The organism is Pseudoalteromonas sp. S16_S37 (assembly GCF_014694405.1).
Lineage (GTDB): Bacteria > Pseudomonadota > Gammaproteobacteria > Enterobacterales > Alteromonadaceae > Pseudoalteromonas.
Genome location: NZ_JAAUWV010000001.1, coordinates 42,194 through 57,042 on the forward strand (window position 1 = coordinate 42,194; position 14,849 = coordinate 57,042).

The window sequence follows — 14,849 nt, forward strand, 5'->3', positions numbered from 1 at the left end:
AGATGAAAATAGCAGTGATTGGCGCAACAGGTTGGATAGGTTCAACAGTCGTTAATGAAGCACTTGAGCAGGGCCATCAAGTGATCGCCATCAGCCGTCAGGCACCAACGATAGATCGCTCTAATGTAACGACCTACGCTTTAGATTTACTGGCACAAGGTGGACTCAAAGAAGCGTTAGCAGATGCTGATGCGGTCATAAGTGCCATTGGCGGCAGAGCAAATGGGGAGCATAGTATTGTACCAAACACAGCCACTCGGCTATTAAAGGAGCTACCTGAACTAGGTGTCGAGCGACTTATTTGGGTAGGAGGCGCGGGAAGTTTAAAAGTTGCAAATGGAGAAACGCTCTTGTCTCAAGCTGATTTTCCCAACGAGTACAAGGGCGAAGCGGTTGCGCAGGGGCAAGCACTAGAGGTATTCATTACTAGCCAAAGTGCACTAAATTGGTTGTTCGTCAGCCCTGCTGCACAAATATTTCCTAGTGAGCGTTTGGGGGAATATCGCATTGGTGGTGACGAGTTGCTAACGGATGCGGATGGTAACAGCAAAATTTCTGTGCAGGACTACGCAAAGGCGCTTATTGATGAAGCGCAAAACAATCGGTATCAACGCCAAAGGATCAGTGTGGCTTATTAACTGAGGTTTGTTCTAATGTGAGTTTGAGATTAGTATTACATCATTAGATAAAATATAAACCGTAGTGAATACTACGGTTTTTGCGTTTTTAGGAGGCGTGAGATGAGTTTGTTAACAGAGCTAAACCATTCACTGATAGCGGGCGAGGCATACACAGGGGAGCGGCACTTTTGTGTGTTGAATCCAGCTAATGATGAGCAACTAGCTTATGTGTCAGAAGTGGACGAGCAAGGCGTAGAGTTGGCTCTGAACAGCGCGTTGGCTACATTTAGTGCGTTAAAACAAACAAGTGCAGCACAGCGCAGTGAGGTGCTACAGCGTTGGTTTGAATTGGTGATTGAGCACAAACCAATGTTGGCACGTTTGCTCACACAAGAGCAGGGTAAGCCACTACAAGAGGCCATGGGAGAAGTCGACTATGCTGCTGGTTTTATCCAGTGGTTTGCTGAGCAAGCTAAGCGCTGCTATGGCGAGATTATTCCAGCCAATGATCCACAACATCAGCTAAGCACTGTTAAGCAAGGTGTGGGTGTGGTGCTTGGTATCACACCGTGGAATTTTCCGCTGGCGATGATCACCCGCAAAGTGGCACCTGCGTATGCCGCAGGCTGTAGCTTTATTTTAAAGCCATCGGAGCAGACCCCATTAAGTGCCATTGCGCTGGCAAAACTTGCCCTCGAAGCGGGTATGGAGAAGGGGGCGTTCCAAGTACTCCTCACCTCTGATTCAGCAGGGATAATCAAACCTCTGTGCGACAATCCGGATATCCGCAAGCTGACTTTTACAGGCTCAACAAAGGTTGGGGCTACCTTACTTTCTCAGTGTGCAGGCACAATTAAGCGCACGTCTATGGAACTAGGTGGCAATGCGCCGTTTATTATTTTTGAATCAGCAAATATAGATCATGCAATCACTGGTTTAATGGCAGCTAAATTTAGAAATGCTGGGCAAACTTGTGTTGCTGCCAACCGACTTTTAATTCAACAAAGTATTGAACAAGCGGTATTAGCGCATCTCGTAAAAGCAGTAGCACAACTCGTTGTTGGTGATGGTCTAAGCGAAGGGGTAGACATTGGCCCGCTGATCACCCTTGAAGCAAAACAAAAGGCGCAAAAACTTGTTGCTGAAGCGGTTGAGCAAGGGGCAAAGGTTGTGTACCAAGGAGAAGAGCTAGGTGGCTGCTTTATGGCTCCGATGATTTTAACAGGGGTAACACCGCAAATGCAGATTGCCCAACAAGAGATCTTTGCACCGGTGGTCAGTGTTATGTCATTTACTGATGAAAGGCAGGCTTTGAGTATCGCCAATGGTGTAAAAGAGGGGCTTGCGGCATATTTTTATTCGCAGGATGTCTCACAAATACACCGAGTGTCTATGTCTCTTGAATACGGTATGGTAGGTATTAACGAGGGGATGGTCTCTAACCCTGTAGCGCCATTTGGCGGGGTAAAACATTCAGGTTTAGGTCGTGAAGGCGCTCATCAAGGGTTAGATGAGTATCTTGATATTAAATATCTATGCCAAAAGTTTGATTAGCGCTATTTTTGCAATGACTTTTCATTAGTTGTAAAGAGAGATACACTTTCGCGTCTGATTACTTTTTTATCTTTTTTGCAAGGAGCAATGTCGTTGCAACAACTAGTAGACGCCCCTACATTAGTGATATTAGCTGCTGGCTTAGGTAGCCGCTTTGGTGGTAACAAGCAAATAGCGCTATTACCCGGTATTGAGCGCACCATTATGGAGTTAAGCATTGAAGATGCTTTTGCGGCGGGTGTAAGGCGTACGGTATTAGTGATCAATGCGCACATTCGACAAACCATTGAACAGCAAATATTACCGCGCTTACCGAAAGAGCTTGAAGTAATTTTGGTTGAGCAGCGTGTGAGCGATGTGCCTGAGCAGTTCATTGAACTAGCCAAACAACGCGAAAAACCTTGGGGAACAGGGCATGCATTGTTAACGGCAAAGCCTCATATCACAGGGCCCGCCATTGTTATTACGGCTGATGATTACTATGGCAAACAAGCATATATCCAGATGGTTCGTCACTTTCAACATTATCCTCACAATATGGCTATGGTCGCTTATGCGTTGGCTGACACGCTTTCGTCGTTAGGAGGAGTTAACCGAGGGATATGCCAGTTACAAGGCAATAGACTCGTTGCTGTTAAAGAATATAAAAATATCCAAAAGAGCGAACGAGAGATAGTCGGGGAGCTCGACAGTAATGTTCACATTTTGCCAGGCACAGCATTGGCCTCAATGACATTTTGGGGCGTAACAGAGGCTCTTTTTGCTGAACTTGAGTGTGGCTTTAACGAGTTTCTAAGAACTTATGACAGCGATGTCAAAAAAGAGTATTATTTACCGAATTGTATAGAACGATGTATCGTATCAAAACATATGGACTTGACTGTCTATTCAGCAGAAGATCATTGGTATGGCGTTACGTTTAAAGAAGAATTAGCAGCGGTGGCAGGAAAAATAAATGAACAACGCTAATAATGAGAGTGAGGCTCTCAACAGTTGTATGCCATTAGTCAATGAGGTTAGCATGGAAAATAGTGCAGTAGCGGCACAACTATCACAACAATTTGGGTTGGCAGGTGAGCAACCCGTAATGAACCCAATTGGCAATGGCCACATTAATACGACGATGTTGCTTAAAGATGGCAAGCAAGCGGTAGTAGTACAAAAACTAAATACAGATGTATTCCCAAAGCCTGAGCACTTGGTAGAAAACGCCAGAGCTATTGAACAGCACTTGGCTGAAAAAGCCAATAATGGCGAATATAGTTTAAATATAATTAAGCACTTACCAACGGTAGAAAATGACTACTTAGTGAATTTAAGCGGTGGTGTATGGCGAGCATTAGAATTCATTGGCGGCAGTTATAGTGAAGATGTGGTCGATTCAATCGACAAAGCACAAACTGCGGCCAATGCATTTGGATTGTTTGCCAAAGCGCTTGAAGATTTTGAAGCGCAGCAATTACATCATGTTATCCCCGATTTTCATAATCTAGCTAAGCGCATTGAAACATTTGAGAAAGTGCTGGCGGATGATGCTCATGGGCGTGCTGCACACTGTGAAGATGTTATCGCATTTTGCCAATCTCAGTTTTCTCTCGCCGATGAGTTACAAAGTACATGCAAAACAATTCCGTTGAGACCTTGCCATAACGATACAAAAATCAACAATATGTTGTTTTGTAGCAAAACCAACGAAAGCAAAGCGGTTATCGATATGGATACCTGTATGCCTGGTTATTGGTTGTTTGACTTTGGTGATATGGTACGAACGTTTTGCTCTCCTGAGGCGGAAGATTCGCTCAACTTAGATAATGTGATTGTGCGAGAAGAGATTTTTAGCGCAATAGTAAAAGGCTATGTTGAGCCTCTTGCCGATGTCTTAACTACACAGGAAAAGCAAAGTTTTCTGCTAGGCGCTAAAGTAATGCCGTTTATGATAGGTTTACGTTTTTTGACCGACTATTTAGATGGTGATAATTATTTTGCAACTCATCGAGCGCAACACAATCTGCAACGTGCTCGCAATCAGTTCAAGCTATATCAAGACGTTTTAGCCAAAGAAAAAACGCTAGCACGCATTTTGTCTCAGTATTAATCAAATAACACAAGGCGGTAAAAGTGCCTTGTGTTTTTAAGCTCCCGTTACTTAATCGCATTCACTTTGCATTGTTACTCAGATGGGGTAGCTTGCTAGGTGAAGTATCTTTTAAGGAACAATCATAATGACAAAAATGAATCGCCGTGATTTTTTAAAAGCCGCGGGGAGTGCTGTTGGTGCTGCTGCGCTTACCACAACGTTATCTGGATGCGCCCAGCATAATGCATCAAATATAGCGCCATCTCGCCAAGGTCGTTCAGTTATGGGACTGGTGAGCGAGAAACTAGATATCGTACGAGTGGCATTTATTGGCGTAGGCCAGCGTGGCTTTGGTCATGTAAAAAGAATGAGCCAGATAGAAGGTACACGCATCGTGGCGATTTGTGATACCCATGACGAAGAGCTCAATCGTTCGGTTAATTATCTGCTTGAGCAAGGTTTGCAAAAGCCTAGCGTGTATACTGGGGCTGAACTGGCTTATCAAGATATGATCGCGCGCGATGATATTGATATTGTGATTATTTCCACGCCATGGAAATGGCATGCACCAATGGCAATCGATACCATGAACAGCAACAAACATGCGTTTGTAGAAGTTCCTTTGGCGCTGAGCGTAGAAGAAATGTGGGACATAGTCGACACGGCTGAGCGCACGCAACGTCATTGTATGATGATGGAAAATGTCAACTATGGTCGTGATGAGTTGATGGTGCTCAATATGGTTCGACAAGGGCTATTTGGTGAGCTACTGCACGGCGAAGCCGCGTATATTCATGAACTACGTTGGCAAATGAAAGAGGTTGAACATAAAACAGGGTCTTGGCGTACGGATTGGCATACCAAGCGTAATGGCAACTTGTATCCTACCCATGGTCTTGGGCCAGTATCTCAGTACATGAATATCAACCGAGGTGACCGTTTTGACTATTTGACCTCAATGAGTTCTCCGTCTTTGGGTCGCACAGCATATGCTAAACGTGAATTTGCAGCAGATCATCAGCGCAACCAAGCAAAGTATATTGCAGGTGATATGAACACCACGATGATCAAAACCGTGCAAGGTAGAAGTATCATGGTGCAGCACGATACAACAACACCAAGGCCTTACTCTAGGCATAATCTCATTCAAGGCACGAACGGTGTATTTGCCGGTTTTCCAAATCGTATCGCACTTGAGCAAGATGGTAACAAGAGCTTTCATGAGTGGGATTATGAGATGCAAACTTGGTACGACAAATACGATCATCCACTTTGGCTGAGAATGGGCGAAGAAGCTCAGCGCAATGGCGGGCATGGTGGTATGGACTTTTTGATGTTTTGGCGCATGATTTATTGTTTGCGCAATGGTGAGCCGCTCGACCAAGATGTATATGATGGTGCTGCGTGGTCAGTGATATCACCACTTTCAGCTCAATCAGTGGCAAATAGAAGCGCTGCTATTGATATTCCTGATTTTACTCGTGGTGCCTGGCAGCAAGGCAAACCATTAGGCATAGTTGGGGCGTAAACTTGCGCCCATGATTTCAAGTAGCAATAGTAATGATAAACAAACTAATACTTTTCGTATTTATCACTATCGGGTTGAGCGCTTGTCAATCAAGCCCCAACACAACTGAGTTAGAGAATACCTTAGAGCAGTATATTGAAGTGTTTCAAAAACGTCAGAACTTTGAGCAGTTCCTGTCATTTTACGCCCCAGATGCACAGCTTGAGGATATGCTGTACGGACACTATGCCAGCAATCGTCAAGGCATAGCAGAGTTTTATGACTGGCCAAATAGCAAATTAACAGTACTGGAGGGCATGCCGCTTTTTTCAGTGGATCAGCAAGTGGTTGATAATCTCCAAAGAGTAGCGATTTTTTCTGGGGTGTTTCATCGCTTTTCTTATTTTGGAAAAGAATTAGGGCCTTGGCGGTTTTTAATTAAGTTACAGTTTAATGAGCAAGGAAAAATTATTTATCAACAAGACTGGATAAATTACACACCTCGTTCCTTAATTACACAGAGCAAAAATTTGAATGTGCCAGTGCAAGCTAACGATTAATAAGGAAAATACATGAAAATATCAGTAGAGATCAGTAAATACCCCTTACACGAAGATTATATTCCTTTCATTAAAGACTTTATTGAACGTTTAAATCAGCACTCGGAACTTAAAGTTGTTACTAACTGCATGTCTACCCAAGTATTTGGCGAGTATGATGTCGTTATGCCTTTGTTGCAAACACATATGAAGCAGTCTTTTGAAGCATATGGAAAAATTGTGTTTGTGTGTAAATTTATATGCGGTGATTTGTCAGCCTAATGCCAGAGTCATTTTCAGTGTTTTTAAGCACACTAGTAACTTCCTCTTATTGGGAGTATACGGCAGTGCTGTTGGGCTTTACGTATGTGGTGTTAGCCGTGCGAGAAAGCCTGTGGTGTTGGTATGCTGGGTTTGTAAGTACTGCGATGTATGCACTTATGTACTGGCATGGAAGCTTATTGGTTGAGTCAATTCTGAATTTCTATTATATGCTCATGGCGGTGATGGGATGGTGGGTCTGGCGACAGGGTACTATAAACACCCCGTTGCCTATCGTATCTTGGTCTTTGCAAGTTCATCTGTGTATCATTGTGCTAACTTCTTTGTTTGCCATATTTCTCGGCGCATTGATGCAAGAGTTCTCAAGTGATATCGGGTTCAGCTATGTGGAGAGTTTTACACTGTGTTTTGCTGTTGTTGTGACTTATTTGGTCGTAAGAAAAGTACTAGAAAACTGGCTATATTGGATTGTTATTAACATGGCGCCCATGTATTTATATTTTATGAAAGGATATTATCCGACTTTGGCTTTGGCAATGCTGCTTACCTTGATTTCTTGTGTTGGCTATAAGTGCTGGTACGAGAGTTATGAGCTTAGACAAGGTAAAACACTTGCAAACCTGTAGTCTTAACAGCCAAGTAATGCTTGATTATTTTCGAGCGTTAATGCCAGATGTGCGCGTTTTTAAGCTAACTCCTTTGGGAAAAGGCCTGAGTAACGATAACTTTTTGATAGAGTCTTCAATAGGTCCTCTACTTTTGAAAAGTTATAGAGACAACTTTCCTATCTTGGCTTTAAACTCTCAGCTGCAATTGGCTCACTGTCATGAAGTGACCGCGAAAGTGCATGCTTGGAGCGAAGCAATGCGCATCGCCGTTTTTGAGTTTTTACCTGGTATTGACTCTCCTACAACGCTGACGAAAGAGCTGCTGCAAACCGTCATAACTGTGCATCAATTTGAGCCATCATCATTAGAAGCTAATTACCTAGATATTATCCCACTGCTTAAGCCGTTAGAGAAAAGCTTGGTAGGCAATGTAAAAGAAGCGTTGGCATGGAGTATCGCCCAGCTTGAACAACACCCTAAAACACAGGCCTTTTGCCACAATGACCTTGTCCGTGAGAATTTAATTATAAGTAAGGAAAGGACAAAAATAATCGACTTTGAATATTGTGCTTCTAACGATATTTTTTTCGATTTAGCTGCATTATGTTGTAGTTTTGACATGACAATGAGCCAAAGCAGTAACATGCTAGCGCTTTATTACGACTTACAACAGCAACCCTTGCCTGAATACGCGGACATTAAACTAGCCGCGTATCGGTGCGGATATTTGCTTTTAAGCATTCAATGGTATGAACAAAGAGGTTATGTTGAGCTGGCAGATCCCTTGCTGCGTCAATTAGATCAATGTGTGGCTCAAATTCCACCAAGTCGTTGAGCTAGCTCTTTATACTTTTCAACATCAGATTTATCAAAAATAGGGTGCCCTTGAGGGTCTTGGTCTTTTGCCACGAGTAAGTTTTCTCTTGCAAGACGTTTTACGCGTTCAACTTTAACACCCAAAAATTCAGCAACTTGCTCAGTAGTCATAGGGGTCATAAATAAAATCCTCTTGATGTATAAAATTGCAATGACGCTTTGTTGTATAAATGGTGCGACAGTTGCGTTGTCATTACCGATTACAGAGCCCAATCTAAACATCTGTATCTATTAAGCATAGTTAAATATCGTGTTTTTTGTGTCTTGTATAGTGTTTTTTTAAATTTTAGATTGTTTATTAATCATATAGCACACAAATACTAGTATTTATTTGGCTATGCCATTATCATTGTCGCGACTGACGCGCTCTCGTGGTGAAATGGATATCACGTAGCTCTCCGGAAGCTAAGTTGCAGGTTCGATCCCCGCCGAGAGCGCCAGTGTCACTCTGCTAAGTTTGTTTTAAAGCCAATGTTTTGCCCTAAAGTAATAGCCAATTCCACCTGTTAATAAACACAACGCAATCACAAATAGTGCAAACGCAGAAGGCGATTCTGTCCCTGGTATACCACCGATATTAACGCCCAACAAACCTGTTAAAAACCCCAGCGGTAAGAAAAGCGCGGCAACGACTGACATTACATACATACGCTGGTTTAGTTGCTCACTGAGTTGGTTGGACAGACTATGCTGGATAACTTGTGCTCGTTCAATCGCTGACTCAAGCTCTTCCACATAACGGCTTAACGCGTTGTCAGCTTCATTAATTTTGTGTGCGGTGACGTCATCTAGCCACGGAAGCTGGCACTCTAGCAACTCACTAATAGCCACTTTTTGTGGTTTTAAATAACGTTTTAGGGCAATGGTTTGTCGTCGCGTGGTAGAAAGCACGGTTGCATCAATTTGACCATCATGGTTATCTAGAATGTCTTCGAAGATATCCAACTGTTCATCTATTTGATAGATAACATCCTGCATTCTGGCTGTAAGCCTTTGAACTAGAGCACTTAAAAGCTCCGCTATATTCTTCGGACCTTTTCCCATTTTTAAAGCGTTATGGATATCTTGTGCAGACATGAGCTGACGCTTTCGACAGGTTATTAAAATATGTTCATTTACAAAACAGCGAATAGACACCATATCTTCGGGACTTTGCTGTGGGTTTAAATTAACCCCTCGTAAAAATAATAACAGGCCATTCTCAGCTTGTGTGACACGAGGCCGAGTTTCATCGGTCGTCATTGCCTGCCACTCCCACTCCTCTAAGAATGGCTGGCTTTTAAACCAGTCAATGGTCTCGTTTGAACTATAATCAAAATGCAGCCAAACCGGTGTTTTTTGTGACTGTAATTGGGTGATATCAGTGAGCTCATCAAGCGGTGTCGCGCCGCCTGAACCATCTAATTGTACTGCATGGACTAAACCTGAATTCATCATACTTTCCTTTTCTTTTCTAGTTATCATGATTGTACAAAACTATTGATACTTCAATGTGATTTGCTAATTGTTTGGATAAATAATATTTGCTGTTATATGCTGGAAATTACTGTATAAGACAGTTTTTTTAAGGAGCGAGTATGTCTGACATGATAAATGTTGGTTGGCGTGAGTGGCTATCTTTACCTGAACTTGGGATAGCTCGCATTAAAGCAAAGGTTGATACTGGCGCGCGCACTTCTTGTTTGCATGCATTTAAAGTTGAACAGTTTGATAAACAGGGCGAAGCATGGGTGAGATTTTGGATGCATCCAGAGCAAGAGCGAACTGATGTTGAAGTGTACTGTGAAGCACCAATCAAAGATGAAAGACAAGTTACGGACTCTGGAGGCCACAAAGAAATGCGCTATGTTATAGAAAGTAACGTAGTGATTGCAGGACAAAGTTGGCCAATTGAACTAACTCTCACGAACCGTGACAACATGAAATTTAGAATGCTATTAGGACGAACGGCGATGGCCGGACGTATTGTTGTAGACCCAAGCGCTTCGTATTTAACTAAAAAAACGGAATAACAATGAAAATTGCGATTTTATCACGTAACAAACAACTTTATTCAACACGCCGCTTGATTGAAGCTGCTAAGCAACGTGGTCATGATATTTTGGTACTGGATGCGCTGCGTTGTTATATGAATATCAACTCAGATGAGCCTGAAATTCACTTTAAAGGTGAAAAGGTCATTGAAGTGGATGCAGTTGTACCACGAATTGGTTCATCGGTGACCTTTTACGGCTGCTCAGTACTTCGTCAATTTGAAATGATGGGTGTATACCCATTGAATGAGTCAGTGGCAATTACGCGCTCAAGAGATAAACTTAGATCGCTACAATTATTGTCTCGCAAAGGTGTGGGTATGCCGATTACTGGGTTTGCTAGTAAACCAGATGATGTTAAAGACTTATTAGAAATGGTGGGTGGTACACCTGTGGTGATTAAATTGCTAGAGGGTACCCAAGGCATTGGTGTAGTGCTAGCTGAAACGCGTAAAGCTGCAGAGAGTGTTATTGAAGCATTTATGGGCCTTAAAGCGAATATCATGGTGCAAGAATACATCAAAGAAGCAGGTGGCGCGGATATTCGCTGCTTTGTTATTGGTGATAAGGTGATTGCAGCAATGAAGCGTCAAGCGCAAGAAGGTGAATTTCGCTCCAACTTACACCGCGGAGGCAGCGCCAGCTTAGTGCGTATTACACCTGAAGAGCGAAAAACTGCTGTCGCAGCCGCAAAGGCCATGGGTTTAAATGTGGCTGGTGTGGATTTACTTCGTTCAAGCCGTGGACCATTGGTGATGGAAGTGAACTCTTCTCCAGGCCTTGAAGGTATTGAAAAAGCAACAGGCAAGGATATTGCTGGTATGATAATTGATTTTATTGAAAAAAATGCTGCATCTAGGAGGACCGCAACGCGTGGCAAAGGCTAAAATAAATAGACCTTTCACTTTACTAGAAACATCTATTGGTGTGGGTGAGAGAAAAACGCTGTCGCTAGAGATAGCAAAACTGTATACCCACACGCCATTGACTATTCCGATTGAAGTTGTAAATGGCTTGGAATCTGGGCCTGTCGTGTTGGTCTGTGCTGCCATTCATGGGGATGAACTCAACGGCGTTGAAATAGTTCGACAATTACTTGCTAAAGTAGATGTGCAAGATTTAAAAGGCACGCTCATTGCCGTACCTGTTGTGAATGTCTTTGGCTTTGTACAAAAGTCACGTTACTTGCCCGACAGACGAGATCTCAATCGCTGCTTTCCTGGCTCTGAGCGTGGCTCGTTAGGTGCTAGGATGGCGCACATGTTTTTTTCTCAGGTAGCAAGTTTATGTACGCATATTATTGATTTGCACACAGGTTCAATACACCGTTCTAACTTGCCACAAGTGCGTGCCGATTTATCGTGCCCTGCAACCGCTGAAATTGCACACGCTTTTGGTACGCCTGTAGTGATTGACGCTACATTACGTAACGGTTCGCTTCGCAGTGAAGCAAGTAGTCGTAATATCCCTGTCATTACTTATGAAGCCGGAGAAGCCCTGCGTTTTGACCCAGTTGCGATAGCTGGTGGTTTAAAGGGCGTTGAAAATGTACTTAGAAAGCTAAGAATGCTTAAAGGACGCCGACGCAAAAAGGGTGCAGATGCAGTGATAGCCGCGTCAACTAGCTGGGTGAGGGCCGAAGTTGACGGCATCGTCCGTGCTCAGGTAAACCTCGGTGAGAGAGTTATGAAGGGGCAGGTACTGGCCTACATAGACAACCCGTTAGGTAATAACGAGCTAGCCTTGTTGGCGCCACGCAGTGGTATTGTCATTGGTCAACAAACAATGCCATTAGTAAATGAAGGGGATGCCGTGTTTCATCTTGCTTTCTTTGCCCATGCAAATAGCATCGTTGAGCAACAGGTAGAGTCGTTTATTGATGAACTAAGCGATGGTAACGAAACCAATGGTGGTGTGATACTCAATAACTAACCTAGCTAGTCAATGAGTGAGCAAACTATAAGCCTGCCAATTGCTTAGCCTGTAAAGCGGCTTTCATACGGTAAAAGTGAAAGCTCGCGATACATTAAAATAACCAATATGTCACTTTTTAGGACCTAAAACGCGTTTTATTGTAGGCGTTTTAGGTTTGCTAGGTTCTTGATTGAGCACTAAAACAGGCCGAGTGACAAACAGGTTATTTGGATAAATAACGCGATTCCCATCAACACTTTTTAGCACCACATTCATCAATCCCATTTCAATAATGCAGCCTTCAACGTGGTTTGCGCCGTCAACGATTCTAACCCAGTTACCAACACGGCAGTAATTTTGTATAAACATTAATAAGAAGGAGGTGAGATTGCTCAGTAAAGACCAAGCGGCAAATAACGCCACGCCAAGCATAGCAAACAAAGAAGAGCCAAGTACCAGTAAGCCCCGCAATTCAATACCCCAAAATACCAATAGCATACACACCAGTACCATAGCAGTTATCATTTTAAGCAGTAACTCAGCTCTGAGCTGACGGTGAGGGTCGATTTTGCCCTGTGTTACTTTTTCTAAAAGACGTCGACTGAACTTTAAAATAACTGGAAAGAGCAATAAAACAACAATAGTGACGATTAAACGGTATTGCTCGCTCAAAAAGGTCATAAGATAAGACAAAATAGTGTGATCTCTTAGCTGAAATAGTATAGCTATATCATATCGCTAGGGAAGATTGGTTAAAAGCGATTCTTAACTGTGAATAGCCACTGTACGCCATCTATGTTGTCAGGAGCATTTATTGGCGTGGCTACATCTAAATGCAACACTAACCCTGCATTAGCACGACTAGGTGCGAGGCGCAGACCCATACCAATGTTTTTAAGATAGTTCGGGTCGCTGTTGACTAAACTATTACCTCTGACTCGACCAATATCAAAAAAGATTGCACCACCGACCTTAAATAACTGCAGTAAATCATATTCCCAGTAGTAGCGCTTTTCTAAATTAACTAAAACGCTTTTACTTCCGTGTTGATATTTAATTGGGTAGCCACGTAAACCAGTTTCTCCACCCAGTGTTAACTGCACATCTTCAGTTAGGTTTTTGGCAAAGCGTAGCTGTACTTTTGCATACCAAGATTGATACAAACTCGTGTTTAAGTAATATTCAAACGTGGCTTGAGAGAGCATATTACGAGCCGTATTTTGCTCACTATTCCACTGGCCATTGAGTGCTAATTCGGTTCGCCATAAGCTTCTATCTGAGGTGTAGTGCGCTTTTTGCAACGAGAGTTGGTAGATAAAGTGACTCTCATCGTTACTCAATTGGTCATCGGAGTAGCCAATCAAGGCATTGATATTCCATCCTAAATTGAGGTCTTCTGTGCGATATATCGAGTCGAAATTTCGCACTTTTATAAAATTGTCTTCAAACCAGTGTGCTTGTAGATAGGGATAAGAAAGCCTTCTGTTTTTTGCCAGTGGCAATTTAGTCGCTGCTGTCGCAATAAAAGTATCTTCTTGATTGCGAACGCCAAGACTCAAGCGCTGCGTCCAGCTATTTTGTAGCGCTGTGGCTGCGCCCAAATAGATATCGGAGACCTTACTTGTATGGTCATACTCAGAGACAACTTCACCTGCTTGGTATAAAGATTCCGTGCGTTGATTATGAAAATCCGATATCCCGTAGCTATAAGGAGCATCGGTAGAATAAAAAGGATATTGAATGCCTAGGTAGTGGCGTTTTCCATCACTGTTGTCTGCATACTCAATGCGCCCCCGATAGCGGGTTGATAAAATATGCGGGTCATCGTAGATAAATAAGTATCCAGAGCGGTCTTTATCATTGGTTTGAGTGAGTGATAAACGTTTTCCCCAGCCAAATAAATTACTTTCTCTAAAACCGATCCTAGATGAATTTTCGCCGCCACTGCGACTAAAGCTCAGTTCTGGCAGTAGCGTCCACAAGTCACGGGTAACAACACTCACCTCTATATTGCCATCACAATCTTCTTCGGCAAATACTCTGGCATCATATAAAAAGTTTTGACTACGTAGTAAACGCTCAGATTCGATTAGCTTCTTTTGAGAATAACCGTCGCCTTCTTGGAACAATAATATACTGCGTAGTACTTCGGGTTTCGTCGTTATATGAGCACGGTTAGCAAAACGAAATAACGCGTTGTTCTCTTCTGGGATGCTGGTATCAAATACGTTGAGTTGATGAAAGCTGATGGTTTTTATTCTTTTGTTGCTGCCTTCTTCAGGTAGCTTTATCGCTTTATCTAATTGCCTATTAAGGTCGCTATTAAGCGCCTCAAGCGGTCTTTGATTTGCGCAACTGTGGATGATATTGCCGAACTCGCTAGACAGCACCAAGGGGCTCAGGAGGAAGCTGAAAATGATGAGAATTAGATTGCATTTTAGCGCCTTCATTCACAGCTCCCGAAGAATTATCTAGTCATATGAATCTGTTACTATAGTTAACCTGTTACCTTTAAGTCTATTGCATTATCAAGAATTTGATAGGAACAATTGCTTTAAATTGTCTAACTGAGCTTGTGCATCATGACCTTCTGGCGAGACCCAAATACTCTCACTGTAGTGCTCAAAGTTAAGGTTGAAGTTATGCTCAGCGTAGCAAAAGCGCAGTTGATGGCGGTCTGCGCCTTGGGCATATTCTAATATTTTTATCTGCTCAGGGAAGTGTAAAAATATTTTCGCCCATAGTTCAAATTCGTCCGCGTCGGGTAGGCAGTTTGGGGTAATGACCAGTACTTGGTGTTCAAAATCAAGTTCAATTTTGCTCATTTAATATCTCTTGG

General features: G+C 42.8%; 17 protein-coding genes and 1 tRNA gene. 13 read left to right on the forward strand and 5 right to left on the reverse strand.

The genetic code is table 11. The annotated features are described in order from the left end of the window. Positions 1-2: 2 nt before the first annotated feature. The 9 genes from HC733_RS00205 (at position 3) to HC733_RS00245 (ending at position 8,022) form a co-directional block, all read left to right on the forward strand. Positions 3-638: an NAD(P)-dependent oxidoreductase gene (locus HC733_RS00205; protein ID WP_190363054.1), complete on the forward strand. Its 636-nt coding sequence runs from the start codon at positions 3-5 to the stop codon at positions 636-638. Positions 639-740: 102 nt separating this feature from the next. After that, positions 741-2,174 (forward strand): NAD-dependent succinate-semialdehyde dehydrogenase, encoded by a 1,434-nt coding sequence (locus HC733_RS00210; protein WP_190363055.1) that lies wholly within the window; start codon positions 741-743, stop codon positions 2,172-2,174. 93 nt (positions 2,175-2,267) lie between these two features. After that, positions 2,268-3,143: an NTP transferase domain-containing protein gene (locus tag HC733_RS00215; RefSeq protein ID WP_238937384.1), complete on the forward strand. Its 876-nt coding sequence runs from the start codon at positions 2,268-2,270 to the stop codon at positions 3,141-3,143. Between the two features lie 52 nt (positions 3,144-3,195). Then, on the forward strand, positions 3,196-4,269 hold the full coding sequence (locus tag HC733_RS00220) for a phosphotransferase enzyme family protein (RefSeq protein WP_190363196.1): 1,074 nt from the start codon (positions 3,196-3,198) through the stop codon (positions 4,267-4,269). Between the two features lie 127 nt (positions 4,270-4,396). Then, positions 4,397-5,779, forward strand: coding sequence for a Gfo/Idh/MocA family protein (locus tag HC733_RS00225; protein ID WP_190363057.1), 1,383 nt, complete (start codon positions 4,397-4,399; stop codon positions 5,777-5,779). 32 nt (positions 5,780-5,811) lie between these two features. Further along, positions 5,812-6,318: a nuclear transport factor 2 family protein gene (locus HC733_RS00230; protein WP_190363058.1), complete on the forward strand. Its 507-nt coding sequence runs from the start codon at positions 5,812-5,814 to the stop codon at positions 6,316-6,318. Positions 6,319-6,330: 12 nt separating this feature from the next. Then, positions 6,331-6,579, forward strand: coding sequence for a hypothetical protein (locus HC733_RS00235; protein WP_190363059.1), 249 nt, complete (start codon positions 6,331-6,333; stop codon positions 6,577-6,579). Continuing rightward, a complete protein-coding gene (gene pnuC / locus HC733_RS00240) occupies positions 6,579-7,205 on the forward strand; it encodes a nicotinamide riboside transporter PnuC (RefSeq protein WP_190363060.1) in 627 nt (208 codons plus the stop codon). The genes HC733_RS00235 and pnuC overlap by 1 nt, the downstream gene beginning before the upstream one ends. Further along, positions 7,168-8,022, forward strand: a complete 855-nt coding sequence (locus tag HC733_RS00245) for a phosphotransferase (RefSeq protein ID WP_190363061.1) — start codon at positions 7,168-7,170, stop codon at positions 8,020-8,022. Before pnuC ends, HC733_RS00245 begins: the two co-directional genes overlap by 38 nt. Here the strand turns inward: HC733_RS00245 and HC733_RS00250 are convergent. Next, positions 8,001-8,183 carry a helix-turn-helix domain-containing protein gene (locus HC733_RS00250; protein WP_171627051.1) on the reverse strand — a complete coding sequence of 61 codons (183 nt, stop codon included), beginning with the start codon at positions 8,181-8,183 and terminating at the stop codon, positions 8,001-8,003. The genes HC733_RS00245 and HC733_RS00250 overlap by 22 nt on opposite strands. A gap of 245 nt (positions 8,184-8,428) precedes the next feature. Here HC733_RS00250 and HC733_RS00255 point away from each other — a divergent pair. Continuing rightward, positions 8,429-8,503, forward strand: a tRNA-Arg gene (locus HC733_RS00255). 22 nt (positions 8,504-8,525) lie between these two features. Here HC733_RS00255 and HC733_RS00260 read toward each other — a convergent pair. Further along, complete coding sequence (locus HC733_RS00260; protein ID WP_190363062.1) at positions 8,526-9,497, reverse strand: zinc transporter ZntB; 972 nt, start codon at positions 9,495-9,497, stop codon at positions 8,526-8,528. 143 nt (positions 9,498-9,640) lie between these two features. Between HC733_RS00260 and HC733_RS00265 the strand changes: the two genes are divergently transcribed. Genes HC733_RS00265 through HC733_RS00275 form a run of 3 tightly spaced genes read left to right on the forward strand, consistent with a single transcriptional unit; the run spans position 9,641 to position 12,028 of the window. Next, entirely contained in the window at positions 9,641-10,075 is a 435-nt protein-coding gene (locus tag HC733_RS00265) for an ATP-dependent zinc protease family protein (protein WP_190363063.1), read from the forward strand. 2 nt (positions 10,076-10,077) lie between these two features. Beyond that, positions 10,078-10,983, forward strand: coding sequence for a 30S ribosomal protein S6--L-glutamate ligase (gene rimK, locus HC733_RS00270; protein ID WP_190363064.1), 906 nt, complete (start codon positions 10,078-10,080; stop codon positions 10,981-10,983). Continuing rightward, positions 10,970-12,028, forward strand: a complete 1,059-nt coding sequence (locus HC733_RS00275) for a succinylglutamate desuccinylase/aspartoacylase domain-containing protein (RefSeq protein ID WP_190363065.1) — start codon at positions 10,970-10,972, stop codon at positions 12,026-12,028. The genes rimK and HC733_RS00275 overlap by 14 nt, the downstream gene beginning before the upstream one ends. Before the next feature lie 111 nt (positions 12,029-12,139). Here the strand turns inward: HC733_RS00275 and HC733_RS00280 are convergent, their stop codons facing one another. The 3 genes from HC733_RS00280 to HC733_RS00290 form a co-directional block, all read right to left on the reverse strand. Beyond that, entirely contained in the window at positions 12,140-12,691 is a 552-nt protein-coding gene (locus tag HC733_RS00280; protein ID WP_190363066.1) for a mechanosensitive ion channel family protein, read from the reverse strand. Between the two features lie 71 nt (positions 12,692-12,762). Next, a complete protein-coding gene (locus tag HC733_RS00285; protein WP_190363067.1) occupies positions 12,763-14,460 on the reverse strand; it encodes a hypothetical protein in 1,698 nt (565 codons plus the stop codon). A gap of 78 nt (positions 14,461-14,538) precedes the next feature. Continuing rightward, entirely contained in the window at positions 14,539-14,835 is a 297-nt protein-coding gene (locus tag HC733_RS00290) for a DUF3630 family protein (RefSeq protein WP_190363068.1), read from the reverse strand. Between the last annotated feature and the right edge of the window lie 14 nt (positions 14,836-14,849).

Bases quoted from the DNA above. Each gene is read 5' to 3' on its own strand.
- HC733_RS00205 (WP_190363054.1), top strand. From the start codon at position 3: ATGAAAATAGCAGTGATTGGCGCAACAGGTTGGATAGGTTCAACAGTC.
- HC733_RS00210 (WP_190363055.1), top strand. From the start codon at position 741: ATGAGTTTGTTAACAGAGCTAAACCATTCACTGATAGCGGGCGAGGCA.
- HC733_RS00220 (WP_190363196.1), top strand. From the start codon at position 3,196: ATGGAAAATAGTGCAGTAGCGGCACAACTATCACAACAATTTGGGTTG.
- HC733_RS00225 (WP_190363057.1), top strand. From the start codon at position 4,397: ATGACAAAAATGAATCGCCGTGATTTTTTAAAAGCCGCGGGGAGTGCT.
- HC733_RS00230 (WP_190363058.1), top strand. From the start codon at position 5,812: ATGATAAACAAACTAATACTTTTCGTATTTATCACTATCGGGTTGAGC.
- HC733_RS00235 (WP_190363059.1), top strand. From the start codon at position 6,331: ATGAAAATATCAGTAGAGATCAGTAAATACCCCTTACACGAAGATTAT.
- pnuC (WP_190363060.1), top strand. From the start codon at position 6,579: ATGCCAGAGTCATTTTCAGTGTTTTTAAGCACACTAGTAACTTCCTCT.
- HC733_RS00245 (WP_190363061.1), top strand. From the start codon at position 7,168: ATGAGCTTAGACAAGGTAAAACACTTGCAAACCTGTAGTCTTAACAGC.
- HC733_RS00250 (WP_171627051.1), bottom strand. From the start codon at position 8,183: ATGACCCCTATGACTACTGAGCAAGTTGCTGAATTTTTGGGTGTTAAA.
- HC733_RS00260 (WP_190363062.1), bottom strand. From the start codon at position 9,497: ATGAATTCAGGTTTAGTCCATGCAGTACAATTAGATGGTTCAGGCGGC.
- HC733_RS00265 (WP_190363063.1), top strand. From the start codon at position 9,641: ATGTCTGACATGATAAATGTTGGTTGGCGTGAGTGGCTATCTTTACCT.
- rimK (WP_190363064.1), top strand. From the start codon at position 10,078: ATGAAAATTGCGATTTTATCACGTAACAAACAACTTTATTCAACACGC.
- HC733_RS00280 (WP_190363066.1), bottom strand. From the start codon at position 12,691: ATGACCTTTTTGAGCGAGCAATACCGTTTAATCGTCACTATTGTTGTT.
- HC733_RS00285 (WP_190363067.1), bottom strand. From the start codon at position 14,460: ATGAAGGCGCTAAAATGCAATCTAATTCTCATCATTTTCAGCTTCCTC.
- HC733_RS00290 (WP_190363068.1), bottom strand. From the start codon at position 14,835: ATGAGCAAAATTGAACTTGATTTTGAACACCAAGTACTGGTCATTACC.